At 60.5% G+C, this 17669-nt stretch carries 20 protein-coding genes; 8 read left to right on the top strand and 12 right to left on the bottom strand.

Going from position 1 to position 17669, the window contains the following annotated elements; all coding sequences use genetic code 11:
* Positions 1 to 3 precede the first annotated feature (3 nt).
* Complete coding sequence (locus SJY36_RS01820; protein WP_386172665.1) at positions 4 to 576, top strand: nitroreductase; 573 nt, start codon at positions 4 to 6, stop codon at positions 574 to 576.
* Positions 567 to 1301, top strand: coding sequence for an EI24 domain-containing protein (locus SJY36_RS01815; RefSeq protein ID WP_037964839.1), 735 nt, complete (start codon positions 567 to 569; stop codon positions 1299 to 1301). Before SJY36_RS01820 ends, SJY36_RS01815 begins: the two co-directional genes overlap by 10 nt.
* On the opposite strand, the gene SJY36_RS01810 is transcribed toward SJY36_RS01815, so the two are convergent.
* A complete protein-coding gene (locus tag SJY36_RS01810; protein WP_005851259.1) occupies positions 1234 to 1527 on the bottom strand; it encodes a DUF1467 family protein in 294 nt (97 codons plus the stop codon). The two genes, SJY36_RS01815 and SJY36_RS01810, sit on opposite strands and share 68 nt — an antisense overlap.
* A gap of 2 nt (positions 1528 to 1529) precedes the next feature.
* The gene (mce, locus tag SJY36_RS01805; protein WP_005851258.1) at positions 1530 to 1934 is read right to left on the bottom strand and encodes a methylmalonyl-CoA epimerase; all 405 of its coding nucleotides are present in this window, start codon (positions 1932 to 1934) and stop codon (positions 1530 to 1532) included.
* A 134-nt stretch (positions 1935 to 2068) separates the two neighbouring features.
* Here mce and SJY36_RS01800 point away from each other — a divergent pair, with 134 nt between their 5' ends.
* Positions 2069 to 2788 (top strand): response regulator, encoded by a 720-nt coding sequence (locus tag SJY36_RS01800; RefSeq protein ID WP_386172663.1) that lies wholly within the window; start codon positions 2069 to 2071, stop codon positions 2786 to 2788.
* Between the two features lie 7 nt (positions 2789 to 2795).
* Here the strand turns inward: SJY36_RS01800 and SJY36_RS01795 are convergent, their stop codons facing one another.
* Positions 2796 to 3521, bottom strand: a complete 726-nt coding sequence (locus SJY36_RS01795; protein ID WP_386172661.1) for a GNAT family N-acetyltransferase — start codon at positions 3519 to 3521, stop codon at positions 2796 to 2798.
* Between the two features lie 165 nt (positions 3522 to 3686).
* Here SJY36_RS01795 and SJY36_RS01790 point away from each other — a divergent pair, with 165 nt between their 5' ends.
* Positions 3687 to 3848, top strand: coding sequence for a hypothetical protein (locus SJY36_RS01790; RefSeq protein WP_235602514.1), 162 nt, complete (start codon positions 3687 to 3689; stop codon positions 3846 to 3848).
* Between the two features lie 126 nt (positions 3849 to 3974).
* On the opposite strand, the gene aspS is transcribed toward SJY36_RS01790, so the two are convergent.
* From aspS to SJY36_RS01770, 4 genes are all read right to left on the bottom strand, one after another.
* The gene (gene aspS, locus SJY36_RS01785; RefSeq protein ID WP_037943121.1) at positions 3975 to 5825 is read right to left on the bottom strand and encodes an aspartate--tRNA ligase; all 1851 of its coding nucleotides are present in this window, start codon (positions 5823 to 5825) and stop codon (positions 3975 to 3977) included.
* Between the two features lie 193 nt (positions 5826 to 6018).
* On the bottom strand, positions 6019 to 7197 hold the full coding sequence (locus SJY36_RS01780) for a type III PLP-dependent enzyme (RefSeq protein ID WP_386172658.1): 1179 nt from the start codon (positions 7195 to 7197) through the stop codon (positions 6019 to 6021).
* A gap of 246 nt (positions 7198 to 7443) precedes the next feature.
* Positions 7444 to 8547, bottom strand: a complete 1104-nt coding sequence (locus tag SJY36_RS01775; RefSeq protein WP_005851247.1) for an endonuclease/exonuclease/phosphatase family protein — start codon at positions 8545 to 8547, stop codon at positions 7444 to 7446.
* A gap of 108 nt (positions 8548 to 8655) precedes the next feature.
* Positions 8656 to 9417, bottom strand: a complete 762-nt coding sequence (locus SJY36_RS01770) for a DUF1013 domain-containing protein (protein WP_074636070.1) — start codon at positions 9415 to 9417, stop codon at positions 8656 to 8658.
* A 128-nt stretch (positions 9418 to 9545) separates the two neighbouring features.
* Between SJY36_RS01770 and SJY36_RS01765 the strand changes: the two genes are divergently transcribed.
* Positions 9546 to 10190: a ribonuclease T2 gene (locus SJY36_RS01765; RefSeq protein WP_260004741.1), complete on the top strand. Its 645-nt coding sequence runs from the start codon at positions 9546 to 9548 to the stop codon at positions 10188 to 10190.
* Here the strand turns inward: SJY36_RS01765 and SJY36_RS01760 are convergent.
* Positions 10183 to 10803, bottom strand: coding sequence for a response regulator (locus tag SJY36_RS01760; protein WP_005851242.1), 621 nt, complete (start codon positions 10801 to 10803; stop codon positions 10183 to 10185). The genes SJY36_RS01765 and SJY36_RS01760 overlap by 8 nt on opposite strands.
* Before the next feature lie 213 nt (positions 10804 to 11016).
* On the opposite strand from SJY36_RS01760, the gene SJY36_RS01755 reads away from it, so the two are divergent.
* Positions 11017 to 11496 (top strand): molybdopterin-dependent oxidoreductase, encoded by a 480-nt coding sequence (locus SJY36_RS01755; RefSeq protein ID WP_386172656.1) that lies wholly within the window; start codon positions 11017 to 11019, stop codon positions 11494 to 11496.
* An 18-nt stretch (positions 11497 to 11514) separates the two neighbouring features.
* Complete coding sequence (locus SJY36_RS01750; protein ID WP_386172654.1) at positions 11515 to 14067, top strand: ATP-binding protein; 2553 nt, start codon at positions 11515 to 11517, stop codon at positions 14065 to 14067.
* Positions 14068 to 14134: 67 nt separating this feature from the next.
* On the opposite strand, the gene SJY36_RS01745 is transcribed toward SJY36_RS01750, so the two are convergent.
* From SJY36_RS01745 to SJY36_RS01730, 4 genes are all read right to left on the bottom strand, one after another.
* Positions 14135 to 15127 carry an NAD(P)H-quinone oxidoreductase gene (locus tag SJY36_RS01745; RefSeq protein WP_386172652.1) on the bottom strand — a complete coding sequence of 331 codons (993 nt, stop codon included), beginning with the start codon at positions 15125 to 15127 and terminating at the stop codon, positions 14135 to 14137.
* A 101-nt stretch (positions 15128 to 15228) separates the two neighbouring features.
* Positions 15229 to 15825, bottom strand: a complete 597-nt coding sequence (locus tag SJY36_RS01740) for a CbiQ family ECF transporter T component (protein WP_386172650.1) — start codon at positions 15823 to 15825, stop codon at positions 15229 to 15231.
* Positions 15800 to 16525, bottom strand: coding sequence for an energy-coupling factor ABC transporter ATP-binding protein (locus SJY36_RS01735; RefSeq protein WP_386176417.1), 726 nt, complete (start codon positions 16523 to 16525; stop codon positions 15800 to 15802). Before SJY36_RS01735 ends, SJY36_RS01740 begins: the two co-directional genes overlap by 26 nt.
* An 84-nt stretch (positions 16526 to 16609) precedes the next feature.
* The gene (locus SJY36_RS01730) at positions 16610 to 17308 is read right to left on the bottom strand and encodes a COQ9 family protein (protein WP_005851232.1); all 699 of its coding nucleotides are present in this window, start codon (positions 17306 to 17308) and stop codon (positions 16610 to 16612) included.
* 115 nt (positions 17309 to 17423) lie between these two features.
* Between SJY36_RS01730 and rpsU the strand changes: the two genes are divergently transcribed.
* On the top strand, positions 17424 to 17630 hold the full coding sequence (gene rpsU / locus SJY36_RS01725; protein WP_005851231.1) for a 30S ribosomal protein S21: 207 nt from the start codon (positions 17424 to 17426) through the stop codon (positions 17628 to 17630).
* The last annotated feature ends 39 nt before the right edge of the window (positions 17631 to 17669 follow it).

The following is a 17669-nucleotide window of genomic DNA, read 5'->3' as shown; positions in this document are numbered from 1 at the left end:
CCGATGCCGACACCCAATCCCGACGCGCTGCACTTCCTGCAAACCCGCCGTTCGCGCCCCGCCAAGACCCTGACCACACCGGTCCCCGACCGCGACACGCTGACCGAGCTGTTGACCCTGGCCTCGCGCGCGCCGGATCACGGGATGCTGGAGCCGTGGCGTTTTATCGTGATCGAAAAGCCCGCGATGGCGCGTCTGGCCGACATCGCCGAGGCACGCGGCACCGCCCTGGCGCTTGACCCCGAGCAGATCCAGAAGGGCCGCGGGCAATTCGATCAGGGCGATCTGGCGGTTGTTGTGGTCGAGGTGCAGAAACCCTCGCCCAAGATCCCGCCGTTGGAACAGACCTATGCCGTGGGCGGGGTCTGCCTTTCGCTGGTCAATGCCGCGCTCGCCTCTGGCTGGGGCGCGAACTGGCTAAGCGGTTGGGTCAGCCACGACCGCGCCTTCATGACCGAGGCTTTCGACCTCGCGGAACATGAACGCATCGCCGGCATTATCCATATCGGCACCGAAACCTCCGCCCCGCCAGAGCGCGGGCGCCCCGACATCACGGCGATCACCACATGGCAATAGCACAGATTTTTCGCGCCTTCGGGCTGGCCGTTGGACAGGTTGGCGATCCAAGCTTTCGCCGCGTGCTGCTGCTGGGTGTCGGCTTGGCGTTGCTGCTGCTGGTCGGTGCGTCTGCGGGCTTTGTCTGGCTGATCGACTGGCTGACCGGAGAGGACAACTGGCTGCCCGTTCTGGGCGAGGTTTCGTGGCTTGACGATCTGTTCAGCTGGGGGGCAGCGCTGCTGTTGATGGTGCTGTCGGTGTTCTTGATGGTGCCCGTCGCCTCGGCCATCACGTCGATGTTTCTGGATGATGTGGCCGACGCGGTAGAGGCCGAACACTACCCCCATCTGCCCCCCGCCACGCCTGTGCCCTTTGGCGATGCGCTGCGCGATACGGTGAACTTCATGGGGGTGCTGATCGGCGTGAACGTCGTGGCGTTGGTGCTGTACCTGATGTTCGCCCCCTTCGCGCCCCTGATCTTCTGGAGCGTGAACGGTTTCTTGCTGGGGCGCGAGTATTTCACGCTTGCCGCGATCCGGCGGGTAGGCCGGACCGAGGCAAAGCGTCTGCGCGGGAAACATGGCCTTACAATCTGGGCCGCCGGCGTGTTGATGGCGATTCCCTTGTCGGTGCCGCTGCTGAATCTGGTGATTCCGATCCTAGGGGCGGCGACCTTTACCCATTTGTTCCACCAATTGGTGTCGGCGCCCCGTGGAGCCACTGCTCCACATCCGCCACGGTGAACCAGCCCGACAGGATGATCCCCGCGATGATCGCCCAAAGCACGATCGACACAGCGGTCGTCCACAGCGCTTTCTTTTTAAGATGGTGATGTTCGGGGGCCCCCGCGTGGGTGCCCTCGACGATCTGGCCCAGATCCCCCTGGGTCTGCACCCGTACTGGCAGCAGGATCATAAAGACCATCGACCAGATCACGGTGAACAGAACGATACCTGACATGACGGCCATGGTTACACCTGCTCCAGCTCGACCAGCGCGCCGTTAAAGTCTTTGGGGTGCAGGAAAATCACCGGCTTGCCATGGGCACCGATCTTGGGCTCTCCGTTCCCCAGAACACGCGCGCCGCTTTCCTTCAGGCGATCCCGCGCCGCGATGATGTCTTCGACCTCATAGCAGATGTGGTGGATGCCACCGGCGGGGTTCTTTTCCAGAAAACCGTTGATCGGGCTATCGTCCCCCAGCGGGTAAAGCAGTTCGATCTTGGTATTGGGCAGTTCGATAAAGATTACGGTGACGCCGTGGTCGGGTTCGTCCTGCGCAGGACCGACATTCGCACCCAAAGCGTTGCGGTATTGATCCGCAGCGGCCTCAAGGTCCGGCACGGCGATAGCTACGTGGTTTAGGCGACCGATCATCATTCTTCTCCCTCAAATCAACATTTGACCCGGTTTATGGGCTGCCGCTGCCGCAAGAGCAATGCGTCACGTTAACACCGTATTAGCGAAGCGCGCCTAACCATAGGTCACCCACAAAGCATAACGGAGGAATCATGGATACGCTTGAACATCAGGCCCAAAGCCTGCCCGCCCCCACGGCCGACCGCCCGCTTTTGGGGCTTACCGTTCTGGTGATCGAAGACAGCCGCTTTGCCTGCGAGGCGATGCGCCTGCTCTGTCTCCGCTCTGGCGCGCGGATCAGACGGGCCGACAGCCTGCGCGCGGCGCGGCGGCATTTGCAGGTCTACCGCCCGTCGATCGTGATTGCCGATCTGGGGTTACCAGACGGAAACGGCATTGATCTGATTGCGGAACTGGCACAATCGCAGCCCCGCGTGGATGCGCTACTGGCGATTTCGGGGGACACCCACCTGGCGGCGGATGCGCTGGCCGCAGGGGCAGACCGTTTCATGAGCAAACCGTTGCAGTCTTTGTCACAGTTTCAACAGGTCGTGCTGGCCGCCCTGCCGCAGCATCACCGTCCGCTGGGACTGTCCGTGCTTGCCGATGAAACGATCACGCCCGACACTATCGCGTTGCAGGATGACATGGCGCATATGGATGACGTTCTGTCCGGCCCCTGTACGCCTCAGACGCTGGAATATGTCGCGCAGTTTCTGACCGGCGTGGCGCGCAGTGCGCGGGACGCCGCACTGGAACAGGCGGCGACAGCGCTGGCAACACGCAGCACCTTGGGCCTGCCCGCGATAGAGGAACAACGGGTGATCCGATCGGTCCTGCGCCAACGGCTGATGCGGCAAATCGCGATCTAGTCGCGGGTCACGTCAGCGGGTCACTGGACACCCGCACGAGGCTGGTCAGATCGCCCAGCCGTTCGCGCTGCTTGCCCTCTGCGTCAAAGTTTGCAGGGGAAAGCCACGCTTCGAAGGCTTCACGCAGGCCCGGCCATTCGGCGTCAATCGCCGCAAACCATGCCGTATCGCGGTTGCGCCCTTTAACGACAGCCGCCTGCCGGAAGATGCCTTCGTAGCTGAAGCCCAAGCGTTGCGCGGCACGGCGCGACGGCATGTTCAGCGCGTTACACTTCCATTCATACCGACGGTATCCCGCCTCGAACGCCCATTTCATCATCAGATACATGGCATCCGTCGCCGCCCGCGTGCGCTGCAACGCGGGCCCAAAGGTGATTGACCCGACCTCTATCGATCCGGCCTCTGGCGCGATGCGCAAATAGCTTGCCACCCCTTCGATATGCCCTGTCTCTAGGTTCTTGATCGCATAGAAGAGCGGGTCGTCCTTGGTTTCGACCTCGCGCACCCAGCGGTGAAACTGGGCAGAGGATGAGAACGGCCCGTCATACATATAATGCCACAGGTGATCCTGCCCTTCAAAGGCGCGGAACAGCAGGGCGGCGTGGGCCTCGGCGTTCAACGGTTCAAGCTGGGCGTAGCGGCCTGCCATCACCGTCCGCGGCGGTCGCGGCGGGACGGAAAAATCTGCAACAGGGGCACCAAGTGGGCCGGGGGGCTGGTCATCTTGTTTCATGCGCTTACGTTAAGGCCAAGCGCTGTCAGCGCCAAGACCCGAATGTCATATGACATCACCCAATCTGGAGCGCAGAAAAGTCCTGTTTTTGCCACAAACGCCTGCGAGGCTGATGGCATCCGCAACCACCAACCCACCCACGTCACCCATCCCAAGGGGCACATCATGTTCACCAAACTGCGCCGCATCTACGCCAAGGAAACCAGTTTCGACTGGACAGTCTTTGCGGCAAATGTGGTGGGTGTGGCGATCGTGGCACTGGCTTTTGCCCATGCGCGCGACTTTGGCGCACAGACCGTGGTAGAGGTTGCGCAAGCCGGTTTCTGAGCCTCGGGCGCAGGCCGGCCTGACATAGACCGCCACCCCGACACCAACGCGGTTCCATCGCGTTCAAACGAAAAAGCCCGCCTTTGGAATATCCAAGGCGGGCTTTTCTATGGAATGTTGCAGGGCTTAGTCCTGCGGGATGACCCGCAGACCCAGCTCCATCAACTGATCAGACTGTGGTTCGCTTGGCGCGTTCATCATCAGGTCTTCGGCGCGCTGGTTCATCGGGAAGAGGATCACCTCGCGGATGTTCGCCTCTTCCGCCAGCAACATGACGATCCGGTCGATACCGGCGGCACAACCACCGTGGGGCGGGGCACCGTATTGGAACGCGTTCACCATGCCGCCGAACCGCTTCTCGACTTCGTCCTTGCCATAGCCTGCGATTTCGAACGCCTTGAACATGATCTCTGGCTTGTGGTTCCGGATGGCACCGGACACCAGTTCGTAGCCGTTGCACGCAAGGTCATACTGATAGCCAAGCACTTCAAGCGGGTCGCCCATCAGCGCGTCCATCCCGCCCTGTGGCATAGAGAACGGGTTGTGTTCAAAGTCGATCTTGCCGGTTTCTTCGTCTTTCTCGTAGATCGGGAAATCGACGATCCAGGCAAAGGCGAAACGGTTTTCGTCCGTCAGACCCAATTCGGCACCGATAACGTTACGGGCACGGCCCGCGACACCTTCGAAGGACTTGGGCTTGCCGCCAAGGAAGAACGCCGCATCGCCCACGTCCAGCCCCAATTGCTGGCGGATCGCCTCGGTACGCTCTGGCCCGATGTTCTTGGCCAGTGGGCCCGCTGCTTCCATGCCGCCTTCGACCTCACCGGCTTTCAGCTTGGCTTGGGCTTCTTTCACCGTGATGCCCAGTTCCTGTGCCACGCTGTCGGCGGTTTTCTCGCGCCAGAAGATATAGCCCATGCCGGGCAGCCCTTCTTTTTGCGCAAAGGCGTTCATGCGGTCGCAGAACTTGCGGCTGCCGCCTGTGGGCGCGGGAATGGCGCGGATTTCGGTGCCTTCCTGTTCCAGCAGTTTCGCGAAGATCGCAAAGCCGGAGTCGCGGAAATGGTCAGACACGACCTGCATCTTGATCGGGTTGCGCAGGTCGGGCTTGTCAGAGCCATACCACAGCGCCGCATCTTTATAAGAGATTTGCGGCCATTCCTGATCCACAGCCTTGCCGCCGCCGAATTCTTCGAAAATGCCGGTCAGCACGGGCTGGATGGTGTCGAACACGTCTTGCTGTTCGACAAAGGACATCTCGAGGTCGAGCTGGTAGAAATCGGTGGGCGACCGGTCAGCGCGCGGATCTTCGTCGCGGAAACAGGGCGCGATCTGGAAATACTTGTCAAAGCCGGACACCATCAGCAGCTGTTTGAACTGCTGCGGGGCCTGCGGCAAAGCGTAGAACTTGCCCGGGTGCAGACGCGACGGCACGAGGAAGTCGCGCGCGCCTTCGGGGGAAGACGCGGTGATGATCGGCGTCTGGAATTCTTTGAAGTTCTGGTCCCACATGCGCTTGCGGATCGACGACACAACATCGGACCGCAGCACCATGTTGTCCTGCATTTTTTCGCGACGCAGATCGAGGTAGCGATAGCGCAGGCGGGTTTCCTCGGGGTATTCCTGATCGCCAAAGACCTGCAAAGGCAGTTCTTTCGCGGGCCCCAGCACTTCGATGTCGCGCACGAAAACTTCGATCTCGCCGGTGGGGATCTTGGTGTTGACCAGATCGGCGTCGCGGGCCTTTACCTCGCCATCAATGCGGATACACCATTCGGACCGCACCTTTTCCACCTCGGCGAAGACGGGGGAATCAGGGTCGCACAGCACTTGGGTCATGCCGTAATGGTCGCGCAGGTCGATAAACAGGATACCACCGTGGTCGCGCACACGGTGCACCCACCCGGACAGGCGAACCTTGTCGCCAACGTTTTCCTTGCTCAGATCGGCGCATGTATGGCTGCGATATGCGTGCATGACGGGTCCCTTTCGAGGGCTAGAATTGTTCGGGGCAGGTACACCGTTTGGGGCCGCGGAAGTCAAGAGTTTCCCGTAAAAACGGCACAAACCGCGGGTAAAACCCCCGCGTTAAACCATAGGGCTGAAAATAGATGGGCCGCCTGCTCCTCCCAAAGCAGACGGCCCTTCCCGCGCGACGTTGATGATCCTCTTACAGGACCAATACATCAAGCGGCGGAAACCCGTTAAAGCCGACCGAACTGTACGAGCTTGTGTAAGCGCCGCAGTTCTTGATCATGACTTTGTCACCGTCCCTTAGGTCAAGTGGAAGGTCAACCGGATTTTTTTCATAAAGCACATCGGCACTGTCGCAGGACGGGCCAGCAAGCACACAGGGGCCGACGGGCTTGCCGTCATGCGGGGTCACGAACTGATAGCGGATCGCCTCGCCCTCGGTTTCGGCCAGACCGGAAAAACGCCCGATATCCAGATACACCCAACGGCGCGCCGCCTCTGCCGATTTGCGCGACACCAGCAACACTTCGGCCGCGATATGCCCTGCCTCTGCGACCATGCCGCGGCCCGGCTCTGCCATCAGGACCGGAATCTCGCCAAAGCGTTCTTTGACGGCGGCAACGACTGCGGCGGCATAGCCGCGCGGCGCATCCACCGGATCACCGTGATAGGCAGGAAAACCGCCGCCGATGTTCAGCAGTTGCAGGTCGTGCCCTGCTTCTTTCGCGGCGTGCCACAGCGGGGCGACCTGATCCAGAACGGGGTGCCAGTATTCGGCGCGACGGGTTTGCGACCCGACGTGAAACGACAGACCATAAGGCACGAGACCCACGGATTTGGTGTAATCCAGCAGGCTTGGCAGCAGCGAGCCCGCACAGCCGAACTTGCGGGTCAGCGGCCAGTCCGCCATGGAATTCTCGACGATCAGACGGATATAGACGCGCGCGCCGGGGGCGTGCTCTGCGATTTTGTCGAGCTCTGCCTCGCAGTCGGCGGCGAACATGGTCACCCCGATGGAATGGGCAAAGGCGATATCAACGCCGCGTTTGATGGTGTTGCCGAAAGAGATTTTCGCAGGATCCGCCCCTTGGGACAGACACAGCTCGATCTCCTGACGCGACGCCGCATCAAAGCCCGAGCCGCGTTCGACCAGCATACGAATGATCTCGGGGGCGGGGTTCGCCTTTACCGCATAGTGGATTCGCGCATCGCCCAGACCGGCTTGCAGCGCGTCGTATTGTACACCCACACGGGCGCGGCTGACGACGAGAGTCGGTTTGTCGAAGCTGTTGTTCCAGATGTAATCAGCCGCTTCGTCATAGTTCGATGCCGCGGATGTGTTCACGGTGGCGGTAGCTGTGGCGTTCATGGTCATCTCCAAAGAGCAAGGAAGGGCGGGAGTACCCTAACATGTCGTTTCAAGAGACGTTACCGTCGCTGCATAGGCGCGGGGTCAATCCGCGGACAGACGGACCGGCCAGAGGCGCGTGCGTTGGCGTCTGTAAGCGCGCATTTACGCTGTTTTCAGATTCGCGCAAGTGGCAAAATACTTGATACGACAATTCGTTTTTCAAGGAGGCACGCAAAGCGCTGCGTACCGGTGAGCGGTGACGGATCGGGGCTATTTTTCCCAATCCGTGCCGATGGCTTCGCGGTCCTTTTCGCGTTCCTCAGCTGCCATTTCCCGCACTTCCGCGCGCTCTTCGGCGTCGCTTTGTTCGGGCGTGGAATTTGACTGTGGCTCCCCTGTCAGGGCAAGCGAGAACAGGATCGGGAAGTGGTCGGACCCGATATTGGGCAAGCGCGACATACGGATCAGGCGGAACTCTGCATCATGGAACAGGTGGTCAAGGGGCCAGCGCATGACGGCAATACCCGCGTGAAACGTGTTATAGAACCCACGTCCGACCCGTGGGTCCAGCAATCCCGATAGCCGCTGAAACCGGCGGGTGGTGGTGGACCAGGCAACGTCGTTCAGATCACCTGTCACGATCGCGGGCAGATCGTCCTTGCTGGCTTCGATGCCGACCAACGCGATCTCTCCGTCGCGGCCCTTGGTATCGTGATAGGGCACGGGGGGTTCGGGGTGCACAATATACAAACGCCACATCCGCCCTGACGGCATCGCGACCTTGGTCCGGATCGACGGCACATCATCAACCAGCAGGTCCCGCACCTGCGTCTCTGACGGCTCCATCTTGGACATCATGACCACGCCATAGGAGTTATCCTTGGGCACTTTCACCCAATGGGGGTACTGGTCTTTCAGCGCGTCATAAAGCGCGTCGACCCAGTCTGGGTCCACCTCAAGCGCGGCGGCGATATCGGGGTCTTCGGTGCGGATCAGGTCGATCAGACGCTGATACTGCCGATTGGATTGTTTCACGTTTGACGCAAGGATGGTGACACGGTTTTCCGCATCAGCGGCCTGTGCCTCGGTCGCATCCACCGATTGGCGCGGCCAGAGCGGCGTGAATTTCAGGATGTAGCCCGTGTGGATCGCCGCAATCACAGCGAGGATCGCCAACGCCGGGTTGCGATGGTCAGGTTCAAGAAACACCAGCGCCACGGCAGCCAGCGCCACGGTCAACACAAACAGCTGCTCACGGGGGAACGCCATCCCCCGGATCGCGCCGTGCGGTATCTTGCTAAAGGGAAGCACGCTGATCGCAGCAACGAGTGCGACAACGCCCCAAAACAGACCGAGTAGTATCGTCGCCAGCATGCATGCCCCCTACGTCAAAAAAGGGGCGCAGAGCGGTTGCCCTGCACCCCTAGCTCAACACGAGGTTAAGCGAAATTGTTCCGAAGCCGCCAGAAGGGCGGAACCGAATTACTTGTCGTCGTCTTCATCCGTGTCGGAACCGCCCTCGGGCAGCTTGAAGAAACTGTCGGCGTCAGAATAGTCGCCGTGGTCTTTTTCTTCGTCATCCGCAGGGTTGCCGGACAGGGTGAACGTTTCCAGACCTTCGATAGAGGTCGGCATCTTCGGTTCCGTATCCATGCCAAGCGATTGTTCGGTGCTGACCAGACGGCGGCGTTCGTCATCGGTCATCAAGCCACCTTCGGCGGCTTTCTTGGCAGCGGCTTTCTGGACGGCGGCGTCCAGTTCGGACTGTTTGCACAGCCCCAAAGCCACGGGATCGATCGGTTGGATATTCGCTATGTTCCAGTGCGTCCGCTCGCGGATCGCCTGAATGGTTGGCTTGGTGGTGCCGACCAGCTTGCTGACCTGACCGTCGGAGAGTTCGGGGTGGAACTTGACCAGCCAGTAGATCGACGCGGGGCGGTCCTGACGTTTGGACAGCGGCGTATAGCGCGGGCCGCGACGTTTCTCTTCGCCTTGGGCAGACGCGTTGAACTTGAGCTTGAGCTTGTGCAGCGGGTTCGCCTGCCCTTTTTCGATCTCTTCTTCGGTCAGCTGGTTGTTGGCAATCGGGTCAAAGCCCTTCACGCCTTGCGCCACGTCACCATCCGCGATGCCCTGCACTTCAAGCTCGTGCATTTCCACGAAATCCGCGATCTGTTTGAAGCTCAAGGTTGTGTTGTCCACCAGCCATACGGCAGTGGCGCGGGCCATAATCGGTTTTGCCATGTCGGTCTCTCCTTAAAACGCACTTTCCCCGTCGCCTGAAATAGGCTGTCCTGCGGGGCAGAACGGTTTCCATTGTGGGGGAACTTGAACGCCTTATACTCGGACCGGCAAAATAAGGAAAGACCCCAATGCGATTGCTGATCCTGTGCCTGTGTCTGTTGCTGGCCCCGATGCCCCGCCCCGCGGCGGCCAAGGGCGAAATTGCAGGGGAATTCGACTATTACGTGCTGGCGCTCAGCTGGTCGCCCAACTGGTGCGCGCTGGAAGGCGACGCGCGCGATTCCGCGCAATGCGACGCGCGCCACGATCACGGCTGGATCATGCACGGGCTTTGGCCGCAGCTGCATCGGGGGTTTCCCTCTTATTGCCGCACCGCCGAACGGCCCCCCACCCGTGGCATGACCGCCGCCATGGCTGACATTATGGGAACGCCCGGTCTGGCGTGGCATCAATGGAAGAAACACGGCAGTTGTACCGGCCTGCCCGCCACCGGATATTTCGATCTGTCGCGTCAGGCCTATGATGCCGTGACCCGCCCCGCGGTCTTTCGCAAGGTCACGGGCGACATCCGCCTGCCCGCCTCGGTGGTGGAGGAAGCGTTTCTGAAAGCAAACCCGACGATGGAGGCCGATGGCGTTACCGTCACCTGCAAAAGCGGCTACATTCAAGAAGTGCGTCTATGCCTGTCAAAAACGCTGGAGCCGGTGCCTTGCGGGCGCGACGTGATCAAGGATTGCACGCTGGACGACGCGCTGTTTACCCCGATCAGATAAACCCGGCACTACGTGCGATCATTGCGGCGTCGGTGCGGTTGCGGGCGTCCAGCTTGCGGCACAGCGTTTTGACGTGCAGCTTGATCGTGACCTCTTGCAACTCTAGGTCGCGGGCGATTTCCTTGTTCGATTTCGCCTCCATCAAGCCGCGCAGAACCTGACGCTCCCGCTCTGACAGGGCCTTTTCAAAGTCGGTTTCTTCGGGATCGTCCTTGCCAGACATAAAGTTGACGGGCGCGTAAATCTCGCCCGCGGCCATAAAGCGGACCGCGTTGACCAGTGATTTCGCAGGCAGCGTCTTGGGCAGGAAACCAATCGCGCCCATGGCCAGCGCCTGTTCCGCGATCAACCGCGTTGCCGTGCCCGAAATCAGACCGACAGGCTTTTCCTCGTTGGCTTTCATGACCTTAGGCAGCGCCTCAAGCCCCTTCATGCCGGGCATCGTATAGTCGAGCAGTACCAGATCAAACGGCCCCTCTGCCTCTATCTTGGCCATCGCTTCGGGCAGGTCGCTTGCTGCAACCGTCTCTGTCCCGCCATCGGCGTCCAGAAACATTGCAATCGTTTCGCGGACCATATCGTGGTCGTCCGCAATCAGTATCCGTAATGCCATAAGTTCTTTCCTTCCCTCGCCACCACCTCAATGCTGCTTAAGTAGTCGTAGACCAACTTATGGGCGAATAATAGCACACATGAGGATAGGATAACTGTGTCGAATTTTTGACGGCTATACCTTCGTATAGTAAGAATACCCTTAATCTCAGTCGCTCTCCAAACGGCGTTAACCTAAGGTTGATGTACAAACACAGGGGAAGGATACCGAGTTATGACGTTTCAAGCTTTCACCAAGACAATCACCGCCGCACTGTGCGGTGCCGCATTGGCCACTGCTGTGAGTGCACAAGAAGACGCCGTTCTGACCGTCACGGCAGGCGACATGGAACACACCTATACGATGGAGCAGCTGAAAGAACTGCCGTCGTCCAGCTTCGAGACCGAAACCATCTGGACCGAAGGCGCGCAGACCTTTCAGGGCGTATCGCTCAAGGATCTGATGGACACGCTGGACCTGTCCGAAGGTATGATCGAAGCAACCGCGATCAACGACTATGCGGTCGAAATCCCGATGGAGGATGCGGTGTCCGACGGGCCGATCGTCGCCTACGCTAACAACGACAAAGAGATGTCGCGCCGCGGGAAAGGTCCGCTATGGATTGTCTATCCCTATGACAGCAACGTAAAGTACCAGACAGAAACGATCTATAGCCGTTCTATCTGGCAGTTGAACCGGCTGGCGATCAAGTAACCGCAAGGCATGTTTACCATGGCCGATTTGATGCAGGACGGCCCACAGCGCAACAGGGTAAGATATATTCTTGCCCTGGCGCTGATGGTCGGCATCCTGCTTGCCGGTTACCTGGCGTTCAACGTCTGGGACCGCGTGCGCGCCCTTGGCAGCGCGCAGCAGGATCATGCCGAGTGGGTGTTCTCGCAGCTTGAAATCGACTTTCTCAAACTGGATGGTGCCGTTGAACAGGCGCGGTCCGGGGACGAAAACGATCTGGCGAACCTGCGCAAACGGTTCGACATCTTCTACAGCCGCACCGAAGTCGCCGAACGCGTACAGCAAAGCGGCGACCTGACCCGTGAAATCCAACAAATCCAAGCGGTTCTGGACACACAGATCCCCCTGATCGACGGCAGCGATGAGGCGCTTGCCGCCGGTGTGCCCACCCTATCGGAAGCGCTTGCCACGGTCGAGGATATGCCGCGCAACATCGGGCTTGCCTCCATCTCCTTTGCCGCCAAAGCGGCGGAGGCCGAGCGCAAAGAGATCGCGCAGCTGATCGAGATCTTGCTGGTGATCGTGGTGACCGTGACCATTGCGCTACTGGGGGCGATCCTCCGGCTGTCGCGCCAGACGATCACGCTCAACCGTGCCTCGCGCGAGGTCGAACGCAACCACTCGCAGCTTGAAACCATGCTACGCGCCTCGCTTGATGCGGTGATGGTGCTGTCGGTGGATGGCGAGATTATCGATTTCAACGGCTCCGCCGAAGAGGTCTTTAGCATCTCGCGCGATCATGCGCTTGGGCGCAGCTACATCGAACTGCTGGTCCCCCCTAAACTGCGCCATCGCCAACGGGATAACCTCGCCCATTTCAACGAGACCGGCAAAACGCGGCTGGCCGAAACCGGCCGTCACGAGACAGAGATGATCGACGGCACCGGGCGCATCTTCCCTGTCGAACTTTCGGTGTCGCTGGCGCGGTCAAACGACGCGCCGGTTTTCGTCACCTATATCCGCGACATCACCGACAAACTGCAAAAAGAGCAAGAGATCATCCGCGCCCGCGACGAGGCACTGGATGCCTATCAGGAAAAATCGCGTTTCTTCGCGATGATGAGCCACGAGATGCGCACGCCGCTGAACGGCATCCTCTCCGCCATCCACTTGCTGCATGACGACAAGCTGGACGCCGAACAGCGCAAATACGTCGAAGCCGCGCTGAAATCCGGTGACATCCTGCTGGGCCATATCGACGACGTGCTAGCCATCGAACGCAGTGAGGCCGAAACCAACGACAACGAGTTGCAAGCCAGTGATATGGTCGCGCTGACCGCCGGCATGGTCAACACCATGACGCCACTGGCCAAGACATCGGACACGCGCCTGCATCTGGATCAGGACGGGCTGACCGACACACCCATCCTGACAGACCCGCGCGCGGTGCAGCAGATTCTGGTCAACCTCATCAGCAACGCGATCAAGTTCAGCCCCGACGACGATATTGTGCTTAGCGCGACCTATGACATCGAAACGGCCAATGCGCCGATGCTGCATATCGAAGTGGCAGACAATGGCCCCGGTATCCCGCCCGATGACCTCAAGCGGATTTTCGAGGATTACGTATCGCTCGACAGCCGCTACGAGCGGCGCACAGGGGGCACCGGTCTGGGGCTGGGCATCGTGCGGCGGCTGGTGCACCGTCTGGGCGGCACGATCACCTGCGTCTCGGAGGCTGGCAAAGGCGCGCGGTTTATCGTGCGACTGCCAGCAGACTTCGTGCAGACAGAAGCCCCGCAGCCCGTCGCCCAACCGCAGCTTGATACCGAAGACACCCCCGCGATGAACCTGCTGGTCGTCGACGATAACGAGATCAACCGCGATCTGCTTAAGGCGATGCTGGGCCGTCTGGGTCACGAGGTCACCCTTGCCAGCAGCGGCCCTGAAGGCATCGATCGCGCGGCCGAACAGAGGTTTGACGCGATCCTGATGGATATTTCGATGCCGGGGATGAGCGGGCTACAGGCTACGCAGGTGATCCTTCAAGGGGGCGGGCCCAATGCCGATACCCCGATCATGGCCGTGACCGCCCACGCCCTGCCCAACGAACGCGCGGCCTTTACCGCGGGCGGGATGACCGGATTTCTGCAAAAACCCATCAACACGCGCCGTCTGAAAACCGCGCTAAGCGAGCTTGTGATGCCTGCCGCTGACGGTGCCTCTGATGGGGCTGAAGCGACGCACGCCGAGCCGCAGCATCCGGTACTGAACGCCAATCAGGTGAACGAATTGTTCGAACTGCTTGGCCCTGAAAAGCTTGCCGATCGCATTGGCAATCTGCGCCAACGTGTAGAGGGGCAATTGCCGCCTCTAGCCTCTGCCGAGGACCGCGACGATCTGCAACGCAAGACCCACGACCTTGCCGGGTTGTGCGGCATGTTCGGCGCAGAGCGTATGCACGCGCTGCTCGCCACCATCGAACAGGACTGCAAACAGGGCGACGTGGACAAGGCCCGTGATCAGGTCGCCAAAGTGCCCGCGGCATGGGCCGAAACCCTTGACGCATGGGAGGCGCGCCTGTCGGCGTAACGCCCCCTGAACGACAAAGGGCACCCTGATATCAGAGCACCCCTTGCCTCAAATTATTGCCCGCCGCTTAGGCGTTGGCGTCAACCTTCAACACGATCTTGCCGATATGGCCGCTTGTCTCCATGCGGGCGTGCGCCTCGCTCGCGTCCTCGAACGCGTATTCGCTGTCCATCACCGGTGCGATCTTGCCCGCCTCCAGCAGTGGCCAGACCTTCTCGCGCAGTTCTTCGGCGATCTTGGCCTTGGCCAGATCGCTTTGCGGACGCAGGGTGCTGCCGGTCATCGTCAGACGGCGTGTCATCAGCGTGGCAAAGTTCACCTCTACCTTCGGCCCGCTGAGGAAGGCGATCTGCACAAGACGGCCGTCTTCGGCCAGCGCTTGCAGGTTGCGCGGGATGTAATCGCCGCCGACCATATCAAGGATCAGGTCTGCCCCGCCCTCGGCTTTCAGCACATCAACGAAATCCGAGTCACGGTAGTTGATCGCGGCCTCCGCCCCGAGTTTGGCGCAGGCGTCGCATTTGCTATCGGTCCCTGCCGTCGCAAAAACCCGTGCGCCGAATTCGCGCGCCAGCTGGATCGCTGTCGTCCCGATGCCCGACGACCCGCCATGCACCAAGAACCGTTCGCCCGCTTTCAGGCCACCGCGCATGAACACATTGGACCAGACGGTGAAGAATGTCTCGGGCAGGCAGGCGGCTTCCTTCATGTCCATGCCCTTGGGCACCGGCAGACAATGGGCCGCAGGCGTCGCGACATATTCCGCATAGCCGCCACCGGGCAGCAGCGCGCAGACCTTGTCGCCGACAGCCAGACCGCTGACGCCTTCACCCACGGCGGACACCACGCCCGAGGCTTCAAGCCCGGGCAGATCGCTGGCAGTGGGGGGCGGCGCATACATGCCCGCGCGTTGCAGCGCATCGGGGCGGTTCACACCGGCATAGGCCACTTTGATCACCACTTGCCCGTGAGCCGGCTGCGGCATGGGGCGGTCGGTGGGTTGCAGCACTTCGGGCCCGCCGGCCTTGGTGATCTCTATCGCACGCATGGTTTCTGTCATCGACTACGTCTCCTCCGTAAATCTGATTTGCCGCACCATAGGCACGGTTTTCGGCACACACAATGCGAACTGACAGGCGTCAGGTCGCGGAGGGTCTCACATCAAAGCCCGCCACGGGCACGCAGGGCCTCGGCCACATGTTCGGCGTCGTCAATCGCCAGCACGGTAAACGGGATGATCATCCGCCAGCCGATCCGCTTGGTGGAACGCGCGCGCCATGACTGCGCCAGCAACTGGCCCTTTTGCGCCAGAACGGGGGTAAAGCGGATGACGAGGGCGATGCCCAGTTCGATTGCGCGGGTCTGGATACCAAGGCGGCGCAGCGGCGTTGTCAGCCATGTCACCACAGCCACCATCTGTGCCAGCTTGGTCGTCATGGTCACCAGATTCGCCAGTGCCACCGCTGTCATCATCCGCAACGTCACGGTCGCGCCCGCCATGATGTCATGGGTCACGATATGCCAGACCATGATCAGCACAACGAAGGGCAGCAGCACTCGCAAGCGCGCCAGCCCCACCTTGAAAAACCGCCATCCCGGCAGCGCATAAAGCAGCAGGGTCACCGCCAAGGCCGCCGCCTGCAGCGCGGGGTGGGTCAGGCTGAATAGCCCCATCGTCGCCACGCAAAGCGCTGCCAGCTTTGCCCCCGCAGGCCAACCGTGGGCGCGGGTCTCAACCGGGGAGGTGAGTGAAATCATCGCTTTCCCCGATCTCTTGCATCTGTGCCACAAAGGCTTGGGTCACCCGAGGCACCGCGCCGTCCTGCACGATCTGACCCTGATCGATCCAGATCATCCGGTCATAGGTCGCCAGATGCGCGGGGTCATGGGTGATGTGCACCAGATGCGCCTCTACCGCGTGCAGCACGCGCGTGAGGTGCATCATCGTCGGGATATCAAGCCCCGCAAAAGGTTCATCGAGGATGATCAGGCGCGGCTGCATGGCAAGGATCGACATCAGACAGACCAGCTGCCGCTGTCCCTGAGATAGCTGATGGATCGCCGCCTTCGCCCAATGGCTGCGGTTAAAGCGGGCGAGGATATCCGCCGTTCTCTCTGCGGCCTCTTGTGGGGCGTGTTTCAGCTGGGTCAGGCCAAAGCTGATCTCTTCTTCCACCGTGGGGAAGATAATCTGATGATCGGGGTTCTGGAACAGGATGCCGACCTGCCGCAACGCCGCCTTGCGATCCTTGACCACATCCACCCCGTTGATCCGCAGCTTGCCCGACGACGGGGCCACCAGCCCCGCCAGCACCCGCGCCAGAGATGTCTTGCCGGACCCGTTACGCCCGACAATACCAATCCGCCGCTCGGATGCCTGCAGTGTCACATCACATAGCACCGAGGTTCCTTCGGGGGTGTAGGAAACCTTGTCCAGATCAATCAGAAACGGGTGCATATGCGTGAGTACCAATAAGCCGCGCCCGCGCCGGATGCGGACGCCGCAGCACCTAGCAGGTCTGGTCTGGCGAGGAAAGCCAGCCTAGGGTCGCGGGCTGCCCCAGCTACCGGGAAGATCGCTACGGTTCAGCCGCGAGGGGGCTTTCACATGGGAAAGCAACCAGTTGGGCCCGGCCATCAACATGCTGAGCGTCGGGCTGCTGTTCACCTGCGCCTTGACCTTTTCGATCTGCATCACATTCTCAATCCGCCGATCAAGGAAGGCCCATGTCTCTGCGTGGCCCTCGCTGGTGTCGCCCAGCCAGAACAGCACGGTCGAGGAATAGACCGCGCTCAGCGTGGCGCGTTTGGTGTACCAGTTCACGTCTTCGGACGTATCCCCCAAGGCAGCCCATATGGCATCCGCCGTCCCCCAGACCAGTTTGGCCCCCTCGGGCGCATATTGTGGCAGGGCAAACAGGGTTGTCCCACGACGCACGGCCTCTTTGTCTGTGGCGGCTTCAAGACGGAAACGGACCATAGCGGCAACCTTGGCCGAGAATTTCATCTCGGTCATGTTTTCGGCCTTCATCCGGTCGATCATCTGCTGATCGCCCCGTTTGTGATAGGCGACGGCCAGATCAACGGCACCGCGCGGACAGACAGCACGCGCGACGGTCGGGTCCATGCCGGTATCGCTGACCGCAGCCTTGAACGTCGCCTCTGACCAGCCGTCAAACGCGACATGCATCAGCGCGGCATCCAGCAGCTGTTCTTTCGGTGTCTGGGACGTGTTCGTCATAGCGGCCTCCTGAAGGGGTGATTGGCTTTGCTCTAGACAATATAGGTTTCGGTTGCTATATGGCCAGTTCCTGCAAATCCTTGCAACTTCAAACTAGAAAGGTGGTGAAAACCACATGCAGGTTAGTGTTCGCGATAACAACGTCGATCAAGCGCTGCGCGCCCTGAAGAAAAAACTTCAGCGCGAGGGTGTGTTTCGTGAAATGAAGCTTAAGCAGCATTTCGAGAAACCTTCCGAGAAAAAAGCACGCGAGAAAGCAGAAGCGATCCGCCGTAGCCGCAAACTGGCACGGAAGAAATTGCAGCGCGAAGGCATGATGTAAATCATCCAAGCGACGCATAAGAATACGAACCCCCGTTAC

The organism is Sulfitobacter sp. R86518 (assembly GCF_042466275.1).
GTDB classification, from domain to species: Bacteria; Pseudomonadota; Alphaproteobacteria; order Rhodobacterales; family Rhodobacteraceae; genus Sulfitobacter; species Sulfitobacter pontiacus.
The sequence above is the reverse complement of the archived record's forward strand: the minus strand, read 5'-3'. Positions and strand labels throughout refer to the sequence as shown.

What these genes read in the sequence shown, in the direction of transcription:
- SJY36_RS01780 (WP_386172658.1), bottom strand. Translation starts at nt 7,197, where the DNA reads ATGACCATGAACGCCACAGCTACCGCCACCGTGAACACATCCGCGGCA.
- rpsU (WP_005851231.1), top strand. Translation starts at nt 17,424, where the DNA reads ATGCAGGTTAGTGTTCGCGATAACAACGTCGATCAAGCGCTGCGCGCC.
- aspS (WP_037943121.1), bottom strand. Translation starts at nt 5,825, where the DNA reads ATGCACGCATATCGCAGCCATACATGCGCCGATCTGAGCAAGGAAAAC.
- SJY36_RS01775 (WP_005851247.1), bottom strand. Translation starts at nt 8,547, where the DNA reads ATGCTGGCGACGATACTACTCGGTCTGTTTTGGGGCGTTGTCGCACTC.
- SJY36_RS01765 (WP_260004741.1), top strand. Translation starts at nt 9,546, where the DNA reads ATGCGATTGCTGATCCTGTGCCTGTGTCTGTTGCTGGCCCCGATGCCC.
- SJY36_RS01745 (WP_386172652.1), bottom strand. Translation starts at nt 15,127, where the DNA reads ATGACAGAAACCATGCGTGCGATAGAGATCACCAAGGCCGGCGGGCCC.
- SJY36_RS01790 (WP_235602514.1), top strand. Translation starts at nt 3,687, where the DNA reads ATGTTCACCAAACTGCGCCGCATCTACGCCAAGGAAACCAGTTTCGAC.
- SJY36_RS01740 (WP_386172650.1), bottom strand. Translation starts at nt 15,825, where the DNA reads ATGATTTCACTCACCTCCCCGGTTGAGACCCGCGCCCACGGTTGGCCT.
- SJY36_RS01820 (WP_386172665.1), top strand. Translation starts at nt 4, where the DNA reads ATGCCGACACCCAATCCCGACGCGCTGCACTTCCTGCAAACCCGCCGT.
- SJY36_RS01795 (WP_386172661.1), bottom strand. Translation starts at nt 3,521, where the DNA reads ATGAAACAAGATGACCAGCCCCCCGGCCCACTTGGTGCCCCTGTTGCA.
- SJY36_RS01730 (WP_005851232.1), bottom strand. Translation starts at nt 17,308, where the DNA reads ATGACGAACACGTCCCAGACACCGAAAGAACAGCTGCTGGATGCCGCG.
- SJY36_RS01750 (WP_386172654.1), top strand. Translation starts at nt 11,515, where the DNA reads ATGGCCGATTTGATGCAGGACGGCCCACAGCGCAACAGGGTAAGATAT.
- SJY36_RS01810 (WP_005851259.1), bottom strand. Translation starts at nt 1,527, where the DNA reads ATGGCCGTCATGTCAGGTATCGTTCTGTTCACCGTGATCTGGTCGATG.
- SJY36_RS01755 (WP_386172656.1), top strand. Translation starts at nt 11,017, where the DNA reads ATGACGTTTCAAGCTTTCACCAAGACAATCACCGCCGCACTGTGCGGT.
- SJY36_RS01770 (WP_074636070.1), bottom strand. Translation starts at nt 9,417, where the DNA reads ATGGCAAAACCGATTATGGCCCGCGCCACTGCCGTATGGCTGGTGGAC.
- SJY36_RS01815 (WP_037964839.1), top strand. Translation starts at nt 567, where the DNA reads ATGGCAATAGCACAGATTTTTCGCGCCTTCGGGCTGGCCGTTGGACAG.
- SJY36_RS01800 (WP_386172663.1), top strand. Translation starts at nt 2,069, where the DNA reads ATGGATACGCTTGAACATCAGGCCCAAAGCCTGCCCGCCCCCACGGCC.
- SJY36_RS01735 (WP_386176417.1), bottom strand. Translation starts at nt 16,525, where the DNA reads ATGCACCCGTTTCTGATTGATCTGGACAAGGTTTCCTACACCCCCGAA.
- SJY36_RS01760 (WP_005851242.1), bottom strand. Translation starts at nt 10,803, where the DNA reads ATGGCATTACGGATACTGATTGCGGACGACCACGATATGGTCCGCGAA.
- mce (WP_005851258.1), bottom strand. Translation starts at nt 1,934, where the DNA reads ATGATCGGTCGCCTAAACCACGTAGCTATCGCCGTGCCGGACCTTGAG.